The sequence below is a fragment of the Massilia varians genome (genome assembly GCF_027923905.1).
Lineage (GTDB): Bacteria > Pseudomonadota > Gammaproteobacteria > Burkholderiales > Burkholderiaceae_D > Telluria > Telluria varians_B.
Window position 1 is genome coordinate 1,421,999 of record NZ_AP026966.1, and the last position, 18,222, is coordinate 1,440,220.

The 18,222-nt window shown below is 65.9% G+C and carries 16 protein-coding genes; 8 read left to right on the forward strand and 8 right to left on the reverse strand.

The window, feature by feature from the left end; translation table 11 throughout:
- Positions 1 to 64 precede the first annotated feature (64 nt).
- The 4 genes from MasN3_RS06605 (at position 65) to MasN3_RS06620 (ending at position 7,443) form a co-directional block, all read left to right on the forward strand.
- Positions 65 to 3,496 carry a TonB-dependent receptor gene (locus MasN3_RS06605; protein ID WP_281913139.1) on the forward strand — a complete coding sequence of 1,144 codons (3,432 nt, stop codon included), beginning with the start codon at positions 65 to 67 and terminating at the stop codon, positions 3,494 to 3,496.
- A gap of 170 nt (positions 3,497 to 3,666) precedes the next feature.
- On the forward strand, positions 3,667 to 5,361 hold the full coding sequence (locus MasN3_RS06610; RefSeq protein ID WP_281913140.1) for a bifunctional metallophosphatase/5'-nucleotidase: 1,695 nt from the start codon (positions 3,667 to 3,669) through the stop codon (positions 5,359 to 5,361).
- A 26-nt stretch (positions 5,362 to 5,387) separates the two neighbouring features.
- Positions 5,388 to 6,449 carry a S1/P1 nuclease gene (locus tag MasN3_RS06615; RefSeq protein ID WP_281913141.1) on the forward strand — a complete coding sequence of 354 codons (1,062 nt, stop codon included), beginning with the start codon at positions 5,388 to 5,390 and terminating at the stop codon, positions 6,447 to 6,449.
- Between the two features lie 136 nt (positions 6,450 to 6,585).
- Positions 6,586 to 7,443 (forward strand): MipA/OmpV family protein, encoded by an 858-nt coding sequence (locus MasN3_RS06620; RefSeq protein ID WP_281913143.1) that lies wholly within the window; start codon positions 6,586 to 6,588, stop codon positions 7,441 to 7,443.
- An 80-nt stretch (positions 7,444 to 7,523) separates the two neighbouring features.
- On the opposite strand, the gene MasN3_RS06625 is transcribed toward MasN3_RS06620, so the two are convergent.
- From MasN3_RS06625 to MasN3_RS06655, 7 genes are all read right to left on the reverse strand, one after another.
- Complete coding sequence (locus MasN3_RS06625) at positions 7,524 to 7,868, reverse strand: hypothetical protein (protein ID WP_281913144.1); 345 nt, start codon at positions 7,866 to 7,868, stop codon at positions 7,524 to 7,526.
- 204 nt (positions 7,869 to 8,072) lie between these two features.
- Complete coding sequence (locus tag MasN3_RS06630; protein ID WP_281913145.1) at positions 8,073 to 9,038, reverse strand: ABC transporter permease; 966 nt, start codon at positions 9,036 to 9,038, stop codon at positions 8,073 to 8,075.
- A 3-nt stretch (positions 9,039 to 9,041) separates the two neighbouring features.
- Positions 9,042 to 10,121, reverse strand: a complete 1,080-nt coding sequence (locus tag MasN3_RS06635) for an ABC transporter permease (RefSeq protein WP_281913146.1) — start codon at positions 10,119 to 10,121, stop codon at positions 9,042 to 9,044.
- A gap of 1 nt (position 10,122) precedes the next feature.
- The gene (locus MasN3_RS06640; RefSeq protein ID WP_307730403.1) at positions 10,123 to 11,652 is read right to left on the reverse strand and encodes an ABC transporter ATP-binding protein; all 1,530 of its coding nucleotides are present in this window, start codon (positions 11,650 to 11,652) and stop codon (positions 10,123 to 10,125) included.
- 94 nt (positions 11,653 to 11,746) lie between these two features.
- On the reverse strand, positions 11,747 to 12,757 hold the full coding sequence (locus MasN3_RS06645; RefSeq protein ID WP_281913148.1) for a BMP family lipoprotein: 1,011 nt from the start codon (positions 12,755 to 12,757) through the stop codon (positions 11,747 to 11,749).
- A gap of 386 nt (positions 12,758 to 13,143) precedes the next feature.
- Positions 13,144 to 14,130: an alpha/beta hydrolase gene (locus MasN3_RS06650; protein WP_281913149.1), complete on the reverse strand. Its 987-nt coding sequence runs from the start codon at positions 14,128 to 14,130 to the stop codon at positions 13,144 to 13,146.
- Between the two features lie 130 nt (positions 14,131 to 14,260).
- Positions 14,261 to 14,794 carry a DUF2231 domain-containing protein gene (locus MasN3_RS06655; protein ID WP_281913150.1) on the reverse strand — a complete coding sequence of 178 codons (534 nt, stop codon included), beginning with the start codon at positions 14,792 to 14,794 and terminating at the stop codon, positions 14,261 to 14,263.
- A 138-nt stretch (positions 14,795 to 14,932) separates the two neighbouring features.
- Between MasN3_RS06655 and MasN3_RS06660 the strand changes: the two genes are divergently transcribed.
- From MasN3_RS06660 to pcp, 4 genes are all read left to right on the forward strand, one after another.
- Positions 14,933 to 15,235 (forward strand): YciI-like protein, encoded by a 303-nt coding sequence (locus tag MasN3_RS06660; RefSeq protein WP_281913151.1) that lies wholly within the window; start codon positions 14,933 to 14,935, stop codon positions 15,233 to 15,235.
- A 67-nt stretch (positions 15,236 to 15,302) separates the two neighbouring features.
- The gene (locus tag MasN3_RS06665; RefSeq protein ID WP_281913152.1) at positions 15,303 to 16,007 is read left to right on the forward strand and encodes a DUF969 domain-containing protein; all 705 of its coding nucleotides are present in this window, start codon (positions 15,303 to 15,305) and stop codon (positions 16,005 to 16,007) included.
- Positions 16,004 to 16,957 carry a DUF979 domain-containing protein gene (locus tag MasN3_RS06670; RefSeq protein WP_281913153.1) on the forward strand — a complete coding sequence of 318 codons (954 nt, stop codon included), beginning with the start codon at positions 16,004 to 16,006 and terminating at the stop codon, positions 16,955 to 16,957. Before MasN3_RS06665 ends, MasN3_RS06670 begins: the two co-directional genes overlap by 4 nt.
- Positions 16,957 to 17,601, forward strand: coding sequence for a pyroglutamyl-peptidase I (gene pcp / locus MasN3_RS06675; RefSeq protein ID WP_281914443.1), 645 nt, complete (start codon positions 16,957 to 16,959; stop codon positions 17,599 to 17,601). The genes MasN3_RS06670 and pcp overlap by 1 nt, the downstream gene beginning before the upstream one ends.
- 172 nt (positions 17,602 to 17,773) lie before the next feature.
- Here pcp and MasN3_RS06680 read toward each other — a convergent pair whose 3' ends face one another.
- Complete coding sequence (locus tag MasN3_RS06680) at positions 17,774 to 18,148, reverse strand: hypothetical protein (protein ID WP_281913155.1); 375 nt, start codon at positions 18,146 to 18,148, stop codon at positions 17,774 to 17,776.
- Positions 18,149 to 18,222: the final 74 nt, after the last annotated feature.

Consider the following 18,222-nt stretch of genomic DNA (forward strand, 5'->3'; position numbering starts at 1 on the left):
TACTTGTAAGAGAGGGCAACCGTCGGCTGCCCGTTATAACTATTAGTTCTTTTTGGGGTTATCAATGATCACTCAACAACAGATCCGGCTCACCAAACTGGCGCTGGCTTTGTCGGTTGCATTGGCTGCTACGCCGGCCTTCGCGCAGAACACCACCTCGGCCATCGGTGGCCGTATCTCGGCCGCTGACGGCAATCCGGCAGTCGGCGCCCAGGTGCAGATTGTTCACACCGAGTCCGGTTCTGTCAGCAATGTCACGACCGACGCAGAAGGCCGTTACGTTGCACGTGGCCTGCGTGTAGGCGGCCCTTACACGATCATCATCACCAAGGACGGCGTCACCGAGCGCCGCGAAGGCGTGTTCGTCCAGCTGGCGGAAACCGCCGCCATCGACGCCACCCTGGGCCAGCAGATGCAGACCGTCACCGTGACCGGTTCGGCTGCCCGCTCGGAAATCTTCTCGAACCAGTCGATGGGCTCGGTCACCGCGATCTCGCGCGCCGACCTGGAAACCCAGGCATCGATCAACCGCAACCTGCAGGACTTCGCGCGTCTCGATCCGCGCGTCTCGCAGACCGACAAGGACCGCGGCGAAATGTCCGTGGCCGGCCAGAACTCGCGCTACAACTCGATGACCATCGACGGCGTGGCCGTGAACGACACCTTCGGCCTGGAAGCCAACGGCAGCCCGACTGCCCGCCAGCCGATCTCGATGGAAGCCATCGCCTCGGTGCAGGTCAACGTCGCCAACTACGACGTGACCCAGCGCGGCTACACCGGCGCCAATGTCAACGCCGTCACCAAGTCGGGTACCAACGTGTACCACGGCGGCGCCTACTACGTGACCCGCGACGACCGCCTGGTCGGCAAGCGCTACAACCGCTCCACCGACAGCTACAACGACGCGCCTGACTTCAAGGACAACACCAAGGGCCTGTGGGTCAGCGGCCCGCTGATCCAGGACAAGCTGTTCTTCTTCGCCCTGGCCGAAAACTACGAAAGCAGCCGCAGCGGTCCGGAATTCGGCGCCATCGGCAGCGGCACCGGCACCACCGTCGGCATCAGCCCGAACCAGATCAGCCGCATCAAGGACATCGCGCAGAGCCGCTACGGCTTCGACATCGGCAGCACCGAAGTGCCGGCCGGTACGAAGATGAAGTCGGAAGAGCGCATGATCAAGTTCGACTGGAACATCAACGACAACCACCGCGCCAACCTGCGTTACTCGAAGACTTCGCAGAACGAGCCGATCTTCCCGGGCTTCTCGCAGAGCGGCGTCGCCCTGAGCTCGCAGTTCTACAACCAGGACAAGACCATCGAAACCCTGGTCGGCCAGGTGTTCTCGGACTGGACCGAGAACCTCTCGACCGAATTCAAGATCTCGCAGCGCGACTATGACTCGCAGCCGATCAACAACGCCAAGCTGCCGACCATGTCGTTCCAGTTCAGCGGCCCGCTGCCGTCGGATGCCCCGAGCGGCACCCGCACCGGCAACCGCTTCCTGAACACCGGTACCGAAGCCAGCCGCCACAACAACGTGCTGGGCACCAAGACCCTGGACGTGTACGCCGGCGCCAACTACCTGTGGGGCGACCACGAATTCAAGTTCGGCGCGGACTACACCCAGAACAAGGTGTACAACGCCTTCCTGCAGAACGTGTTCGGCAACTACACCTTCGCCTGCGACAACAACTTCACCTACGCGAACGTGCCTGGCACGAGCGCTGCCGGCACGCTCAACTGCTCGACTGCGACCGCATCCCAGATCGACGCTGCGATCTACGAGAACTTCTCGCGCGGCCGTCCGACCTCGTACACCGTGCAGCTGCCGGTGCCGGGTGGTTCGCTGAGCAACGCGATCGCCCAGTTCAAGATGAAGAACACCGGCCTGTTCCTGCAGGATAACTGGACCGTCAACAAGAACCTGACCGTCAGCGCCGGCGTGCGCGTCGACGTGACCGGCGTCGACGGCAACCCGCTGCGCAACGCCAACGTCGCCCTGGCGCCGGTGGCCGGCAATGCCGCCACCTTCACCCGCCAGACCGGCGGCTTCAACGTCGACAACACCCGCACCTTCGACGGCAACAAGCTGTGGCAGCCGCGCGTCGGCTTCAACTACAAGATCGACGCTTCGCGTCCGACCCAGCTGCGCGGCGGTGTCGGCCTGTTCCAGGGCGCGGCAGCGACCGTGTGGATGTCGAACCCGTTCTCGAACCCGGGCGTCGCCACCCGCAGCATCACCTGCTCGGGCTCGGGCGCGACCCGCTGCCCGAACACCGACGGCCTGTTCACCCCGGACGTGAACGCCCAGCGTACCGTGGCCGGCTCGACCCCGGCAGTCAACGTCGACATCCTGTCGCCGAGCCTGCGCCAGCCGTCGATCTGGAAAGCCAACCTGGCATTCGAGCATGAGCTGCCGGTCGGCGGCCTGGTGTTCGGCGCCGAGCTGCTGGCGACCGAGAACAAGGATGCGATCTTCTACCAGCACCTGAACCTCGGCGCGCCGACCCGTATCGGCAAGGACGGCCGTGAGCTGTACTACAACGCCAACGGCCTGAGCGCGAACTGCTACACCTTCACCAACAACGCGGCAGGCGCGGCAACCGGTTGCCAGAACACCGCCAAGGCCTTGTCGAACCTGAGCTACGACCGCGTGCTGCTGGCCCAGCGCACCGGCAAGGGCGACGCCCAGCTGGTGACCTTCTCGCTGACGAGCCCGACCCGCAAGGGCTTCGGCTGGTCGGTGGCCTACACCCACACCAACGCAAGCGAAGTGTCGCCGCTGACCTCGTCGACCTCGAACTCGAGCTGGTCGGGCCGTTCGGTCTTCAACCCGAACGAGGAAGTCGCCGCCAACTCGTCGTACCTGGTGAAAGAGCGTATCAATGCCCGCCTGTCGTGGGAGAAGCGCTTCTTCGGCGAGTACCGCACCCGCCTCGGCGTCTTCTATGAAGGCCGCGAAGGCAAGCCGTACAGCTGGACCATCAACAACGACCTGAACGGTGACGGCCTGGCCGGCAACGACCTGATGTACATCCCGTCGGCCGAAGGTTCGGGCGAAGTCGTGTTCTTCGGCGACACCGCGACCAACAAGAGCAACGAAGCGCGCTTCTGGGCAGTCGTCAACGCCAACGAAGTGCTGCGCAACGCCAAGGGCGGCGTGGTTGGCCGCAACAGCGACTTCTCGCCGTGGACCAACAGCTTCGACGTGAAGATCACCCAGGAACTGCCGGGCTTCTTCAAGAAGCACAAGGCCAGCTTCGCACTCGACATCCTCAACTTCGGCAACCTGCTGAACAAGAAGTGGGGCCGTATCGAGGAAGTGGGCTTCCAGTCCGCCGGCGCGCAGGCACGCAGCTTCGTCGACTACCTCGGCCTGGATGCACAGGGCCGCTACGTCTACGGCGTGCGTAACAACGTCGAGGACCTGGACGTCCGCCAGGCCAAGGGCGAATCGCAGTGGGCCATCCAGGCAACCTTCAAGTACGAGTTCTAATCAAGACTTGATGGCATCCCTGTGATGCAGAAACGGCCGGTGGCGACACCGGCCGTTTTTCATTGGGTGAGACTGGCGCCGCGCGCCCCGTAAAGATGGCGGGCCGGCGCAAGCCCATGTGATAATGCGGAGGGCATAGCTTTGCCTCCCTCCTTGATCGAGAACATTCCATGACCGTTTCCCTGCGTGCCCCGGCACCATTCGCGCGCGCCGCACTGGCCCTCGCCGTTTCCCTGACCCTGGCCGGTTGCGCCGGCACCGCCAGCCGTGCGCCGGTGACCATCAACCTGGTCGCCATGAACGACTTCCACGGCAACCTCGAACCTTCCCGCTATGTCCCGACCAATCCGGACGGCAGCAAGGCCGCCGCGATCCGCGCCGGCGGCGCCGAGGCGGTGGCCGCCGCGCTGCAGGCCTGGCGCAAGCAAGACAAGGACCTGCTGTTCGTCTCCGCCGGCGACCTGGTCGGCGCCAGCCCGGCGATGTCCTCGCTGTGGGCGGACGAGCCGACCATCGAAGCGATGAACATGCTGGACCTGCGCGTCTCGGCGGTCGGCAACCACGAATTCGATGCCGGCCGCAAGGAACTGCTGCGCCAGCAGAACGGCGGCTGCGATTCGCCGCGTCCGGCCAAGGCCTGCCAGATGGCGCCCAACTTCGGCGGCGCGAAGTTCACCTACCTGGCCGGCAACGTGGTCGACAAGGCCACCGGCAAGCCCTTCATCCCCGCCTTCCGGATCGTCGAGACCAAGGGCATCAAGGTCGGTCTGGTCGGCGTGGTGCTGCAGGACACCCGCTCGGTCGTGATGGCCTCGGGCATCGCCGGCCTGGAATTCGGCGACGAGGCCGCGGCGATCAACCGCGCCATTCCCGACATGCGCCGCCAGGGCGCCGACGTGATCGTGGCCCTGGTGCACCAGGGCGGCAGCACGCCGGAACATCCGCTCACGCCCGGCTGCAGCCAGCTGAAAGGACCGATCGTCGACGTCGTCAAACAACTGGACCCGGCGATCCGCCTGGTCATCACCGGCCACACCCACCAGGGCTACCTGTGCAAGGTCGACGGCCGCACCGTGACCCAGGCCTCGTCCTATGGCCACCTCCTGACCCGCATCGCCATGAAGGTCGAGAAGGGCGTGGGCCAGGTCGGCGAGGTCCAGGTCGAGAACGTCCTGATGAAGGCCGGCGACTATCCGGCCGACGAGAAGATGGCCGCCTTCATGGCCAAGGTGAAGGACAGCAGCCGCGCCGCATTGACGCGCCCGGTCGCGCGCCTGGCGTCGGCGCCGGTGCTGCGCAAGCAGAACGCGGCCGGCGAAGCGCCGCTCGGCAACCTGATCGCGGATGCGGTGCTGGCCGCCACCCGCAACGTCGGCGCCCGCATCGGCTTCATGAACGAAGGCGGCATCCGCAAGGACCTGGAAGCCGGGGAGGGCAAGGTCGCCGCCTTCGGCCAGGTCCAGGCCGTGCTCCCGTTCGGGAACACCCTGGTGGTGATGGACCTGAGCGGCGCCCAGATCCGCGCGCTGCTCGAACGCCAGTGGAACAAGGACGGCTCGATGGGCTCGATGCTGCAGATTTCGAACGGCTTCAGCTATACCTGGGACGAGAAGCGTCCGGTCGGCAGCCGTGTCACCGCCATCACCCTGGACGGCAAGCCGCTCGAGGACAGCCAGCGCTACCGCATCGTGGCCAACAACTTCCTGGCCGAAGGCGGCGACAACTATCCGGAATTCGGCCAGGGCAGCAACCGCCTCGAGACCGGCCTGCTCGACCTCGACGCCTTCGCCGAGTACCTGCGCGCGACCGAAGGGCAGGGCGCCGCCATGGCCCCGGCCGCACCACGCATCATCAAGGCCCAATAAGCCGACCGTTCCAAGCAAGGATGACCATGAAAAAACTAGCCTGCGTACTGGCGCTCACCACCGCCTTCGCATCTTTCGACGCCGCGGCCTGGGGCCGCGACGGCCACAAGGCCATCGGCGCCATCGCCGACAAGCTGCTCAAGGGCAGCCGCGCGCAAAAGGAAATCGCCCTGCTGCTCAAGCCGGGCGAATCGCTCGAACTGATCGCCAACTGGGCCGACTGCGTCAAGGGCACCTATTGCGGCGAGCAGACCTCCGAGATGATCGAGTACGTCAACGCCAACCCGCAGCACGACAAGTACCACTACACCAACGTGCCCTTCCAGCACGACCATTACGACGACCACGGCGTGGGCCGGACCGGCGCCGACATCGTGCAGACCCTGCGCCAGTGCATCGCCGTGTTGCAGGGTAAAACCGATCCGGAACTGAACCCGCACAAGTTCAGCAAACGCCAGGCGCTGATCCTGCTGACCCACTTCGCCGGCGACATCCACCAGCCGCTGCACGTGGGCGCGGCCTACGTCGGCAAGGACGGCCAGTTCGTCGCCCCGAAGACGCAGGAAGAAGTCAACGAGACCCTGATCTTCGATACGCGCGGCAGCAACAACCTGCTGCTCGACGATGCGAGGCTGGCGGAACTGGCGGCGCGCGCGATTCCCGCGGGCGAACCGGCCGTGGTGAAGGAAGGCATGCCGAAGTCCCTGACGCGGCCCTTCCATTCGTACTGGGACAGCACCACGGTCGACTACGCGTTCCGCCGCCTGCAGACCAAGACGCCGGCGCAGTTCGCCGACAAGGTCGTCGGCGGCAAGACGCAATTGCCGCTGATCGAGGGCGATCCGATCACCGTGCCCTACGCCTGGGCCAACCACTCGCTGTTCGTGGCCAAGGAAGCCTTCAGGGACGTCACGCCGGGCAAGTTGACGCCGCAGACCGGCAAGAAGGGCGAGACCTACTACACCTTCGCGCTGGAAGTGCCGGCCCACTACCCGGTGCCGAGCTCGGAGCTCGCCAAGCAGCAGCTGATCCGGGGCGGCTACAACCTGGCGGCGCTGCTGCAGGCCATCTATCCGGAAAAAGGCTGATCGATTGGCCGCAGGATAGATCAGCAGCAGACAGCATCATGGGCGCCACTGGCGCCCATGATTTTTTGGACGCGTTCGCGCGTCGCCACCACGGTCTTGGCATAGAATCCGTTCTCCCGGATCTTATCGAAAAACCATGACCACTCTCATCAAGGCCGCCTGCGCCGCCTGCTGCCTCCTGCCACTGGCCGCCCACGCCCAGTCCGCGGCCGAACGCAATCTCCCGCTCTGGGAAATCGGCCTCGGCGCCGCCGCCCTGTCCACGCCTTCCTACCCGGCCTCCAGCGGGCGTGAAACGCGCGTGCTGGTCGTCCCGAGCGTGATCTACCGTGGCGACATCCTGCGGGCCGACCGTTCCGGCATCAATGCGCGCCTGTTCAGCTCCAACCGCGCCGAGCTCGACCTCGGCTTCGCCGGCGCCCTGCCGTCCGATTCGGATGACGTGCCCGAACGCGCGGGGATGCCCGACCTCGGCCCGCTGGTGGAATTCGGTCCGCGCCTGAAGCTGCGCCTGGCCGACCTGGGCGAAAACCGGCGGCTGCGCCTGGAGCTGCCGCTGCGCGCCGTGATCGAGGCGCGCGGCGGGCTGCATGCCCGCGGCACGAGCTTCGAGCCGCGCCTGGCCTACGAGATGGCCGGCCCGCGCAGGGCCTGGACGCTGGAGGCCAACGTGTCGGCGGTGCTGGGCGACCGCCGGATCAACCGCCACTTCTACGAAGTCGCTCCGCAGTATGCGAGCGCCACGCGGCCGGCCTATGCGGCCGATTCGGGCCTGCTGCTCACGCGCCTCGGCCTGTTCGGCTCGCGCTACCTCAACGAGGACGTGCGCCTGTTCGGCTACCTGCGTGTGGAAAGCTACAAGGGGACGGCGAACCGCGACAGTCCGCTGCACGTGAAGGACAGCGGCGTATCGGGCGGAATCGGGGTGTTGTGGACCTTCAAGCGCTCGGCGGCGCGGGCCCGTGGGGCGGAGTCGGTCGATCCGAGCCTGTGATCTGACAAACAAAAAGCCGCGCGGGGCCGCGCGGCTGCCTGTACCCGGACGGCGCACGGCCGGCCCGGGTGGCGCAGGGATTACTTGGAAGCGTCCTTGCCGTCCTTGTGCTTGGACTTCTTGTCGTGCTTGTCCTGCTTGGCGTGAGCCTTGTCGGTCTGGTCGGCCGACGATGCCGATGCCGGCGTTGCCGGGGTAGCGGGCGTGGCCGGAGTTGCCGGCGAAGCCGCGGTGGCAGCGGTGCTGCCGGTGCCGCCGGCGGTGGCCGATGAATCCGTGGTGGCCGAGGTTTCGGTGGCCGGCGTGGTCGGCATGGCCGGGGTGGCGGCCGTTGCCGGGGTTGCCGGAGTGGCCGGGGTGGTGGTCTGGGCGTAGGCCGAGGCAGCGGACAGAGCGACGATCAGGGTAGCAATGGTCTTCTTCATTGGGTGATTCCTTTCTGGTTCGGTTCTGGCGTACGTTTATCGTGTCACCTGGACATCTAACGGGGCGTGGATGAGGCTTGTTGACGAACCTTACAAAGCCTTACGCTGATCACATTTGCTAACAAACTGTGCAACAAGCGGTGACTCGGCGCAAAAAAAATGGCCTGCAGCAATGCAGGCCATTGTTACTGAGCTTAGGGAAGCCTAGCGCGATTTGACGAAAGGCTTGCCGAGCGCCTTGGGCGCGACGGATTTGGCCATCAGGCCGGCCAGCACGATCACGGTCAGCACATACGGGATCATCTGGATCAGCGCACCCGGGATGCGGCCCACCACCGGCAGGTCCACGCCTTCGATCTGCACCTGCACCGCGCCGAAGAAGCCGAACATCAGGCAGCCCAGCACCGTGTGCAGCGGACGCCAGTTACCGAACACCATCGCCGTCAGCGCCAGGTAGCCGGCACCGGCCGACATGTCGCGCAGGAAGAAGCCGCTCTGGACGATCGACAGGTAGGCGCCGGAGAAGGAGCACAGCACGCCGGCGATCAGCATCGCGGTGTAGCGGGTGCGCTGCACCGAAATGCCGGCGGCGTCGGCCGCATGCGGGTTTTCGCCGCAGGCGCGCAGGCGCAGGCCGAAGCGGCTGTGGTACAGCAGCCAGTGCACCAGCGGCAGCAGCAGGAAGGCCAGGTAGACCAGCAGGGTGTGGCCGCCGATCACGCTGCCGTACAGCCAGCCGATGAAAGGGACGTCGGAGAGCAGCGCGGTGCCCGGCAGGACGATCTCGCTCAGGCGCGCTTCGCCCAGGTCGGGGGTGCGGCCGCCCTGCTGGAAGAAGTACTGCGCCACCACGAAGGTCAGGCCGCTCATGGCGATGTTGATCGCCATGCCGGCGACCAGCTGGTTGCCCTTCTGGGTGATCGACACGAAGGCCTGGGTCAGGGCCAGCATGCTGGAGGCCACGATGCCGGCGGCGATGCCGATCCATGGGTCCTGGTAGGCGTAGGCCACGCCGGCCGAGACGAAGGCCGAGGCGAGGATCTTGCCCTCGAGGCCGAGGTCGATCACGCCGCTGCGTTCGGCGAACAGGCCGGCCATGGCTGCGAAGATCAGGACCGGCGCATTGCGGATCATCGTGACGACGATGCTGGCTAATTGGAAGTCGTCCATGGCTTATCCCTTGCGTGCGTTGATCAGTTTGAGGACGGCGGGCGCGTACAGGTTCTCCATGGCGCCGCAGAACAGGATGATCAGTCCCTGGATGAAAATGAAGGTCTCCTGCGGGATGTTCGGCTTTTCCAGCGACAGGTCGAAGCCGCCCTGGATCAGCGCGCCGAACAGCACCGCGGACAGGAAGATGCCCACCGGGTGCTGGCGGCCCATCAGGGCGATCGCGATGCCGATGAAGCCGGCGCCGGCAGGGAAGTTCAGGCTCAGGTAATGGGTCGAGCCGAGGATCGAGTTGACCGCGGCCAGGCCGGCCAGCGCACCCGAGATCAGCATCGCGACGATGATCATGCGGCTGATGCGCACGCCGGCGTAGTGGGCCGCGTGCTGGTTCAGGCCGGTGGCCTGCAGCTTGTAGCCCCAGGGCGAGCGCGTCATCATCACCCAGTAGATCGCCAGGGCCAGGATCGCCAGGAAGAAGCCGATGTTGAGCGGGGTGTCGCCCAGCACCGGGAACCATTCGCCCAGGCGCGGCATCCACGCCGCTTCCGAGAACACACGGCTGGCCGGGTTCTGGTCGCCCTCGGGGATCAGCTTGAGGATCAGGAAGTTCATCAGGCTGGCGGCGATGAAGTTGAACATGATGGTCGTGACCACCACGTGGCTGCCGCGCTTGGCCTGCAGGTAGCCGGGCAGGAAGGCCCAGCCGGCGCCGAACACGGCGCTGGCCACCATCGCCAGCGGAATCAGGAGCCAGGGCGAGAGCGAGGCATCGAAAGCGAGCATGGCCAGGGTCAGCCCCAGGCCGCCCAGGTACATCTGGCCTTCGGCGCCGATGTTGAACAGGCCCGCCTTCATCGCCACCGAGACCGCCAAGCCGGTGAACACGAAGGTGGAGGCGTAGAACAGGGTGTAGCTCAGGCCTTCCGGATTGATGACGGCGTTGTTGACCAGGATCTGCAGCGATTCGACCGGGCTTTCGCCCAGCAGGTGGATCACCAGCGCGGCCACCAGCAGCGCGGACAGCAGGTTCAGGATGGGCAGGACGAAACCAGATGCCCAGCGTGGGAGTTCAGTCGTTTTCATATCAGTGCTTGTGCATCCCGCCCATCAACAGGCCAATGCGGGTGGTATCGAATTCGTCGATGTTCAGTTCACCGGTGACGCGGCCGCCCGAGACGACCACGATGCGGTCGGCCAGGGCGCGCACTTCTTCCAGCTCGGTCGACACCAGGAGGATCGCCACGCCTTCGTCGCGCAGGCGCAGCAGCTGGGTGTGGATGCTTTCGATGGTGCCGATGTCGACGCCGCGGGTCGGCTGGCCGACCAGCATCAGCTTGGGTGCGGCCGACACTTCGCGCGCGATCACGACCTTCTGCTGGTTGCCGCCCGAGAGCAGGCCGATGCGCAGATCCGGGTTCTTCGGACGCACGTCGAAAGCTTCCAGCAGGTGCGCGCAGCGCTTGGCGATGGCCTCGAAGTCGAACAGGCCCAGCTTGTTCCTGACCCGGTCCTGGTAGCCGAACACGGTGTTCTGCATGACCGAGAAATCCTTGATGACGCCGTCGCGCAGGCGGTCTTCCGGCACGTGGCCGATGCCCAGCTCGCGGAAGGTGGCGGGCAGGCCGTCGGCATTGGCGCGGCCGGCGTAGGGCAGTTCCTTGCCGAGGAACTCGACTTTACCGGAGCTCGGCAGGCGCATGCCCGACAGGATTTCCATCAGCTCGCTCTGGCCGTTGCCCGAGACGCCGGCAATCGCCACGATCTCGCCGGCGCGCACGGTCAGGTCGATGTCGGACAGCAGCTTGACCTTGTTCTTGTCCTGCAGCTCCAGGTTCGACACCTTGAGCACCGGCGCGCCCGGGTTGAAGGGCTTGCGCGGCAGGTTGCCTTCGATCGGGCGGCCGACCATCATGTTGGCCAGCTGCTCTTTCGACGTGTCTTTCGTGGCGACGGCGCCGGCCACGCGGCCTGCGCGCATCACCGTCACCTGGTCGGTGATCTCCATGATCTCGCCCAGCTTGTGGGTGATCAGGATGATGGTCTTGCCCTGTTCCTTGAACAGCCGCAGGATCTCGAACAGCGAGGCGGTTTCCTGGGCGGTGAGGACGGCGGTCGGCTCGTCCAGGATCAGGATCTCGGCGCTGCGGTAGATCTGCTTGAGGATCTCGACACGCTGCTGCGCGCCCACCGACAGGTCGTGGATGGTGGCGAGCGGGTCGACGTCGAGGCGGTAGCGCTCGCAGATCTCGCGCAGCGCGCTTTCCGTTTCCTTGCGCTTGGCAGCCAGCTTGAATCCGCCCTCGGTGCCCAGCATGACGTTGTCGAGCACGGTCATGTTCTCGACCAGCATGAAGTGCTGGTGCACCATGCCGATGCCCAGGTCGATCGCCTCGAGGGACGAGCGGATCTGGCGCTCCTGGCCGTTGATCACGAGCTGGCCGCTGTCGGCATGGTAGTAGCCGTACAGGATGCTCATGAGGGTGGACTTGCCCGCGCCATTCTCGCCGATCACGCCGTGGATCGAGCCTTTGGCGATCGAGAAGCTGACGTCAGCGTTCGCCTGCACGGCCCCGAAGGCCTTGCTAATGTTGCGAAATTCTACGGCTGGCTGCATTGCGATCTTAGTGTAAAAGTGGAGACTGCATTCATTCAAAAGCGCGCCGGGCCGGGTTCACCGGCGCGGCGCGCTTTTCTCTGGGAGGGGGGTATCAGACCGGGCAGCTGCCTGCGGCGCGGTAGTCGATGACCTTGATCTTGCCGTTGATGATGTCGGTGCGCACGCCGTTGACGCGCTTTTCCATCTCCGGCGAGACGACCTTGCGGTTGTCCTTGTCCAGGACCCAGTCCACGCCGCCTTCCTTCAGGCCCTTGTAGGTCACGCCCGGCTTCCAGGTGCCGTTCTTCATGGCCATGAAGGAATCGTAGACGGCGACGTCCACGCGCTTGACCATCGAGGTCAGCATGCTGCCCGGATGCAGGTAGTTCTGGTTCGAGTCGACGCCAATCGCCAGCTTGCCCTTGGTCTTGGCCATCTGCAGCGCGCCCATGCCGCTGCCGCCGGCCACCGCGAACACCACGTCGGCGCCGCGGTCGAACTGCGCGCGCGCCAGTTCGCCGCCCTTGGCCGGATCGTTCCAGGCCGCGGCGGTGGTGCCGACCATGTTCTGCATGATCTCGACTTTCGGATACTCGGCCTTGGCGCCCTGGGCGTAGCCGCAGGCGAAGGCGCGGATCAGCGGGATGTCCATGCCGCCGACGAAGCCCAGCTTCTTCGACTTGGAAGCCATGGCGGCGGCGACGCCGACCAGGTAGGAGCCTTCCTGTTCCTTGAACATCACCGAATTGATGTTGTTACCCTGGGCGACGCTGTCGATCAGCACGAAGCGCACGTTCGGGAATTCCTTGGCGACCTTCTGCACCGCCTGGGTCTGCGAGAAGCCGATCGCCGCGATCAGGTCGACCTTCTTGCGCGCGAGGCCGCGCATGACCTGCTCGGCCTGGGTATCGCTGTTGGCCTGCACTTCGAAGACCTTGATGCCGGTCTCTTTCGTGAAGCGCTGCAGGCCTTCGAAGGCCGACTGGTTGAACGATTTGTCGAACTTGCCGCCCGCATCGTAGACCATGCCGAGCTTCGGTGCGGCGGGCGCTGCGCTTGCAATGCCTGCGCTGCCGGCGACGCACAGCGCCGCAATGGTCATGGTGAGTTGCTTGAGTTTCATGAATGAGGCTCCTGGGAATTTCGATATTGTACCCGGCCCAACAGTGAGACAGGAACGGGCTGCGCAAGCTGCATCGCCTACGACACCATAGGGCGAACGATGCGCAGGGCATTGTGTCAGCCGTCTGGTACGGATGTCGTTACGATTTGTATCGCGGTGATATTTCTCTCGGCAGTGCCTGATACATGTAGCTCATCTGCAACAGCAATACAGCGAGCCGCGACAGGCCTGAGCGGAAAATCCACCGCGAGGCCGCGCAAATAAGGGAAATCCGGGTGTACGCAGCTCAGCCTGTCAAATATGCATCAAGCGACATATTGATGACAAATACGATTTTACTTGGCAATTTATTCCAAGGAAATATAACTGCTGACAATATTCAGCAATTATTTTGCTATGGCGCTCATCGTGTCGGCGACGGGAAGCGCCGGGAGCGTCTTGACGTCGGGCTTGGGACCGACTTCCTTGCCGACTTCGATGTGGGGCTTGGGAGACTCCGAGGCGCCCGGCTCGGCGGCCGGAAGCTGGGGCGGGGTGGCCGGTTTGGCGAACTGGCGCGTGAGGAAGCTGGCGATCAGGGCCTGGGTGGCTTCCAGGTAGGGGATGTTCATGTGGTCCGAGCCGGGCACGGTGTCGTCGCCCACCAGCGTGGCCAGCTTGCCCACCAGCTGGTCGGTGTGCGAATGCGGCACCACGTCGTCGTCGAAGGCGCGCAGGATATAGGTCGGCGCCTTCAGCGAGGGCGCGTACTTGATGGACTCGAAGCGGTGGCGCAGCATGTACTCGATCGGCATGACGCGGAAGCGCCGCTTGGCGATGGCCAGGATGGAATCGTAGGGCGTGATCAGGACCACCGAATGCACCGGGCGCTGCTTTGCCACCTGCACCGCCACGCCCGAACCGAGGCTGCGGCCGACCAGGGCGATGCGCGTGGCGTCCACCTGGCCGAGTTCGGCGAGCCAGTCGAACAGGGTGCAGCCGTCGTCGATCATGTGGATCTCGGCCGGCACGCCGTGCGACTGGCCGTAGCCGCGGTAGTTCATGGCGAGCACCGTCATGCCGGGGAACAGCTTGCCGGCGTCGCGCGCGACCCAGGATACTTCTTCGGAGCGCCCGCCGAAATACATCACCGCGGGACGCGGACCCGGAACGAGCGGGGTAAGCAGCCAGCCGCACAGGCGGGTGCCGTCCTTGGCGCGCAGCACCACGGGGCGGGTGCGGTGCCCGCTGCTGCGCGGGCTTTCGCATTCCGGGGTGATGCAGGGATTGAACACCAGGCGACGCTGGTTGGCCGCGACGGCGGCCGTCAGGGTCAGCCACAAAAAGCTGGCAAACCCGGTAATCCCCGCCGCCATTTTCTTTGAAGTGTCCATGGTTCCAGTCTACGCCCGCCGCGGGAATTTGTTCTGTGCGGCACTTCGCTCAGTGGAGAGCGATATCGAGGCGTAGCGGAACAGTTGGCTTATTACAACAGCAAGTCGGCGGAGCCGCGCGCCCCGCGCTTCAGTCCGGCGCGTGCAGCGGGGAAGGGCCGGCGGCCACGTATTGCTCGACGTCGGGCGCGCGATGGTCGATGCGCACGTCCTGCCCGTCGGCGTGCACGCCCGCTTCGGCATGCTCGCCGCCATCGCCGTCGCCGCCCATGCGCCTGCCCAGGTATTCCGAGGCCAGCACGCCGGCGGCCGACAGGGCGGTCAGGGCCAGCGAACCGCCCCTGGCATGGCTGCCCCGGCGGCGCAGCACCAGGTTGGCGGCGCCCACCAGCAGGGCGGCGCCGGTGAGGGCGGCATGCAGCTGGCCTTCGCGCCTGGCTTCGCCCTGCGGCTTGTCGGCCACGTACTCGGCCACGCCGGCGGCGCCGGCTGCCAGGCCGCCGACGATGCCGGCGCCCATGCTCAGGTAGGAGGCCTTGGCATAGTCTTCGTCGCCGGTGGCGCTGTGCATGGCGTCGAGGATGAAACCGAAGGGAATGAGGACGCTTGGGGCCGCGCCCAGGATCGAGTGCAGAGGTTGGCCGGCAATGGTGATCTTGTTCATGGCATGCTCCTGGCGGTGGTTGCTGTCGGCTCAAGTGTGGCATAGGGGAGGGGAGGGGCACGCACGGTTGGGGATGGCCGGATGTTCGAGTAAGATCGACCATTCCGGCCCATGCGCCGCCCTGCCATCGGAGATTCTGTGCACTACCTGCTCATGTACGACCTCGCCCCCGACTATCTCGAGCGCCGCGCCGAATTCTGCGACGAGCACCTGAAGCTGGCCTGGGAGGCGCAGCGGCGCGGCGAGCTGGTGCTTGCCGGCGCGCTGGACAATCCGGCCGACCGCGCGGTGCTGATGTTCAGCTGCGACAGCCCGCAAACGGCGCAACTGTTCGCCGCCAGGGACCCCTACGTCACCCACGGCCTGGTGCGCGCCTTCCACGTGCGCCAGTGGAACACCGTGATCGGCGACGATGCCTTCGCCCCGGTCCACCCCGGCTAAAATTCCTGCTGGCAAACTTGCACTGAACAGGTAACATTGCCCGGCTTTCAACTGAGCCGGAGAGTTCATGCATACTGCCGTCAACCTGTGGCCGCTGCTCGGCGTCGCGGTCATCGTCGCCGGGTTCCTGCTGCGCGCGCATCCCGTGCTGGTGGTGGTGGCCGCCTGCGGCGTCACCGGGTTTGCCGCCGCCATGCCGCTGGAACGCATCCTCGGCTCGCTCGGCAGCGCCTTCGTCAAGACGCGCAACCTGCCCTTGATCCTGCTGCTGCCGCTGGCCGCCATCGGCCTGCTGGAGCGCGCCGGCCTGCGCGAGCGGGCCCAGGCCGCGATCGCGACAGTGCGCTCGGCCACGGCGGGCCGCCTCCTGATCGTCTACCTGTTCGCGCGCGAAACCTCGGCGGCGGCCGGCCTGACCAGCCTGGGCGGCCAGGCCTCGATGGTGCGTCCGCTGGTGGCGCCGATGGCCGAAGCCGCCGCCGAAACGCGCTACGGCAATCTGCCCGAGCCGCTGCGCCACCGCATCCGCGCCATGTCCGCCGCCACCGACAACGTCGGCCTGTTCTTCGGCGAAGACATCTTCGTCGCCTTCGGCGCCATCGTCCTGATGCAGACCATCCTGAACGCTGAAGGCATCGCGGTCGATCCGCTGCACATGGCGCTGTGGGGCATCCCGACCGCCGTCACCGCCTTCGTCATCCACGCCTGGAACCTGCGCCGGCTCGATGCGCACATCCGCCGCACGATGGGCGAGGCAGGGGGGAAGGCATGATCACGCTCGAACTGTTCTACATCGTGGCCGGCCTGCTGTTCCTGGCCGTGGCCGTGATGAACCTGCGCGACCGCAGCAACCCGCGCCGCCATACCACCGCGCTGTTCTGGGGACTGTACGCCTTGCTCTACCTAGCGGGCGAACGCCTGCCGCCGAACCTGGTCGGCGCCCTGATGATCCTGATGGCGCTGCTGGCCGGCTTTGGCGGCGTCATCGGCGGCAAGCCGGCCGTGGTGCCGGAGGAGCAGCGCCGCGCTTCCAGCGCCCGGCTCGGCAACCGGCTGTTCATCCCGGCGCTGATCCTGCCGCTGGTGACCATGCTCGGCGCCACCGTGTTCTCCGATGTGCAGGTGGCCGGCCTGCCGTTGCTCGATCCCAAGCACCTGACCCTGGCCGCCCTGGGCGTGGCGGCGCTGCTGGCGCTGGGCGCGGCCTGCTGGCTCACGCGCGTCACGCCGCTGCAGGGCGTGCGCGAGGCGCGCCGCCTGGTCGATGCGATCAGCTGGGCCTTCGTGCTGCCGCACATGCTGGCCGTGCTCGGCCTGCTGTTCACCGAGGCCGGCGTGGGCAAGGCGGTCGCGCACGTGACCACCTCCTATATCGACATGGATTCGCGCTTCGTCGCGGTGGCGGTGTTCTGCATCGGCATGGCCCTGTTTACCATCGTGATGGGCAACGGCTTCGCCGCCTTCCCGGTGATGGCGGGCGGGGTCGGCATCCCGGTGCTGGTCGGCGTGTACGGCGCCAATCCGGCCGTGATGGCGGCAATCGGCATGTTCAGCGCGTATTGCGGTACATTGATGACGCCGATGGCGGCGAACTTCAACATCGTGCCGGCCGCGCTGCTCGACCTGCCCGACAAGAACGCCGTGATCCGGGCGCAGATTCCAACTGCGCTGCCGCTGCTGGCGGCCAACATCTTCCTCTTGTACTTCCTGATGAACCGATGATCAAGACCGTACTGCTTACCGGCTTCGAGCCGTTCAACAAGGCGACCGTCAACCCGGCCTGGGAGGCCGTGCGCGCGCTGGATGGATGGAGCGGCGAGGGCTTTCGCGTCGAAGCGCGCCAGTTGCCCTGTGTCTTCGTCGACGCCAACGAGGCCTTGGCCGCGATGGTCGACGAGCTGCATCCGGATATCGTGATCGCCGTCGGCCAGGCCGGCGGGCGCGCCGAGATCTCGGTGGAGCGGGTGGCGATCAACGTCGACGACGCGTCCATTCTCGACAACGCCGGCCGGCAGCCGGTGGACCGTCCCATCGTCGAGGACGGACCGGCGGCCTATTTCAGCACGCTGCCGATCAAGGCGATGGTGGCGGCGATGCGCGCCAAGGGCCTGGCGGCGGGCGTGTCACAGACCGCGGGCACCTTCGTGTGCAACCACGTGTTCTACGGGCTGATGCACCATACGGCCGGCAAGCCGACGCGGGCGGGTTTCATCCACGTGCCCTTCCTGCCCGAACAGGCGGAAGAGCGGCCGGACGATCCGCCCTCGATGGCCCTGGACGACATCATCCTGGGCATCATGACGGCGGTCGACACGGCCGTGCACGTGGAACGCGACGTGGCGCAGGCCGGCGGGGCGACTCACTGAGCCGCCCGCCGGGTTGCGCCACGCACTCCGTCAGTTCGGTAGGGTGGGCGGGTTCCCCGCCCACGCGGTGATAGTTGCGATATGATCAGTCGCACGGGCTGCAGTACTGTGATCTGACCGCGTGGGCGGGAGACCCGCCCACCCTACATAAGAACGGTGGCTCTTGGAATGATCAGCGCTTTTCCTGCAGCTTCTCGCCGGCACGCTCCAGGGCGGCGCCGGTCTTGTCGCCCACCTTGTCCGAGGCTGCGCGGACTTCGGCTGCGGCTTCCTTCGACTCCTGCTTGATCTCGGCGCCGGCTTCGCGCATGTTTTCGCCGGCCTTGTCGGCTGCCTGCTCGATGTTCTCGCCGGCGCGGTCGGCGGCGGCGTCGACGCGTGCGGCGGCTTCACGGGTTTCCTGGGCAGCGTTGGCGGCCGCATTGTCGACGGCGGCGCCAGCTTCCTGGGCAGGGCCCATGTTCGGGTTGTCGTCGGTTTTCTTGCAGCCGGTGGCCATCACGGCGACAGCCAGCATCAGGGCGGTAATGGTAGCGGTGGTTTTCATGGGTGTGCTCCTTGTGAAGAGGTTTAAGTTATTCATCTTTTGACAAGAGTTTGCACGAGAGACTTGATGAGAAC

Excerpts from the sequence above, each read along its gene's own strand:
- MasN3_RS06605 (WP_281913139.1), top strand. The coding sequence starts at position 65 with ATGATCACTCAACAACAGATCCGGCTCACCAAACTGGCGCTGGCTTTG.
- MasN3_RS06610 (WP_281913140.1), top strand. The coding sequence starts at position 3,667 with ATGACCGTTTCCCTGCGTGCCCCGGCACCATTCGCGCGCGCCGCACTG.
- MasN3_RS06615 (WP_281913141.1), top strand. The coding sequence starts at position 5,388 with ATGAAAAAACTAGCCTGCGTACTGGCGCTCACCACCGCCTTCGCATCT.
- MasN3_RS06620 (WP_281913143.1), top strand. The coding sequence starts at position 6,586 with ATGACCACTCTCATCAAGGCCGCCTGCGCCGCCTGCTGCCTCCTGCCA.
- MasN3_RS06625 (WP_281913144.1), bottom strand. The coding sequence starts at position 7,868 with ATGAAGAAGACCATTGCTACCCTGATCGTCGCTCTGTCCGCTGCCTCG.
- MasN3_RS06630 (WP_281913145.1), bottom strand. The coding sequence starts at position 9,038 with ATGGACGACTTCCAATTAGCCAGCATCGTCGTCACGATGATCCGCAAT.
- MasN3_RS06635 (WP_281913146.1), bottom strand. The coding sequence starts at position 10,121 with ATGAAAACGACTGAACTCCCACGCTGGGCATCTGGTTTCGTCCTGCCC.
- MasN3_RS06640 (WP_307730403.1), bottom strand. The coding sequence starts at position 11,652 with ATGCAGCCAGCCGTAGAATTTCGCAACATTAGCAAGGCCTTCGGGGCC.
- MasN3_RS06645 (WP_281913148.1), bottom strand. The coding sequence starts at position 12,757 with ATGAAACTCAAGCAACTCACCATGACCATTGCGGCGCTGTGCGTCGCC.
- MasN3_RS06650 (WP_281913149.1), bottom strand. The coding sequence starts at position 14,130 with ATGGACACTTCAAAGAAAATGGCGGCGGGGATTACCGGGTTTGCCAGC.
- MasN3_RS06655 (WP_281913150.1), bottom strand. The coding sequence starts at position 14,794 with ATGAACAAGATCACCATTGCCGGCCAACCTCTGCACTCGATCCTGGGC.
- MasN3_RS06665 (WP_281913152.1), top strand. The coding sequence starts at position 15,303 with ATGCATACTGCCGTCAACCTGTGGCCGCTGCTCGGCGTCGCGGTCATC.
- MasN3_RS06670 (WP_281913153.1), top strand. The coding sequence starts at position 16,004 with ATGATCACGCTCGAACTGTTCTACATCGTGGCCGGCCTGCTGTTCCTG.
- MasN3_RS06680 (WP_281913155.1), bottom strand. The coding sequence starts at position 18,148 with ATGAAAACCACCGCTACCATTACCGCCCTGATGCTGGCTGTCGCCGTG.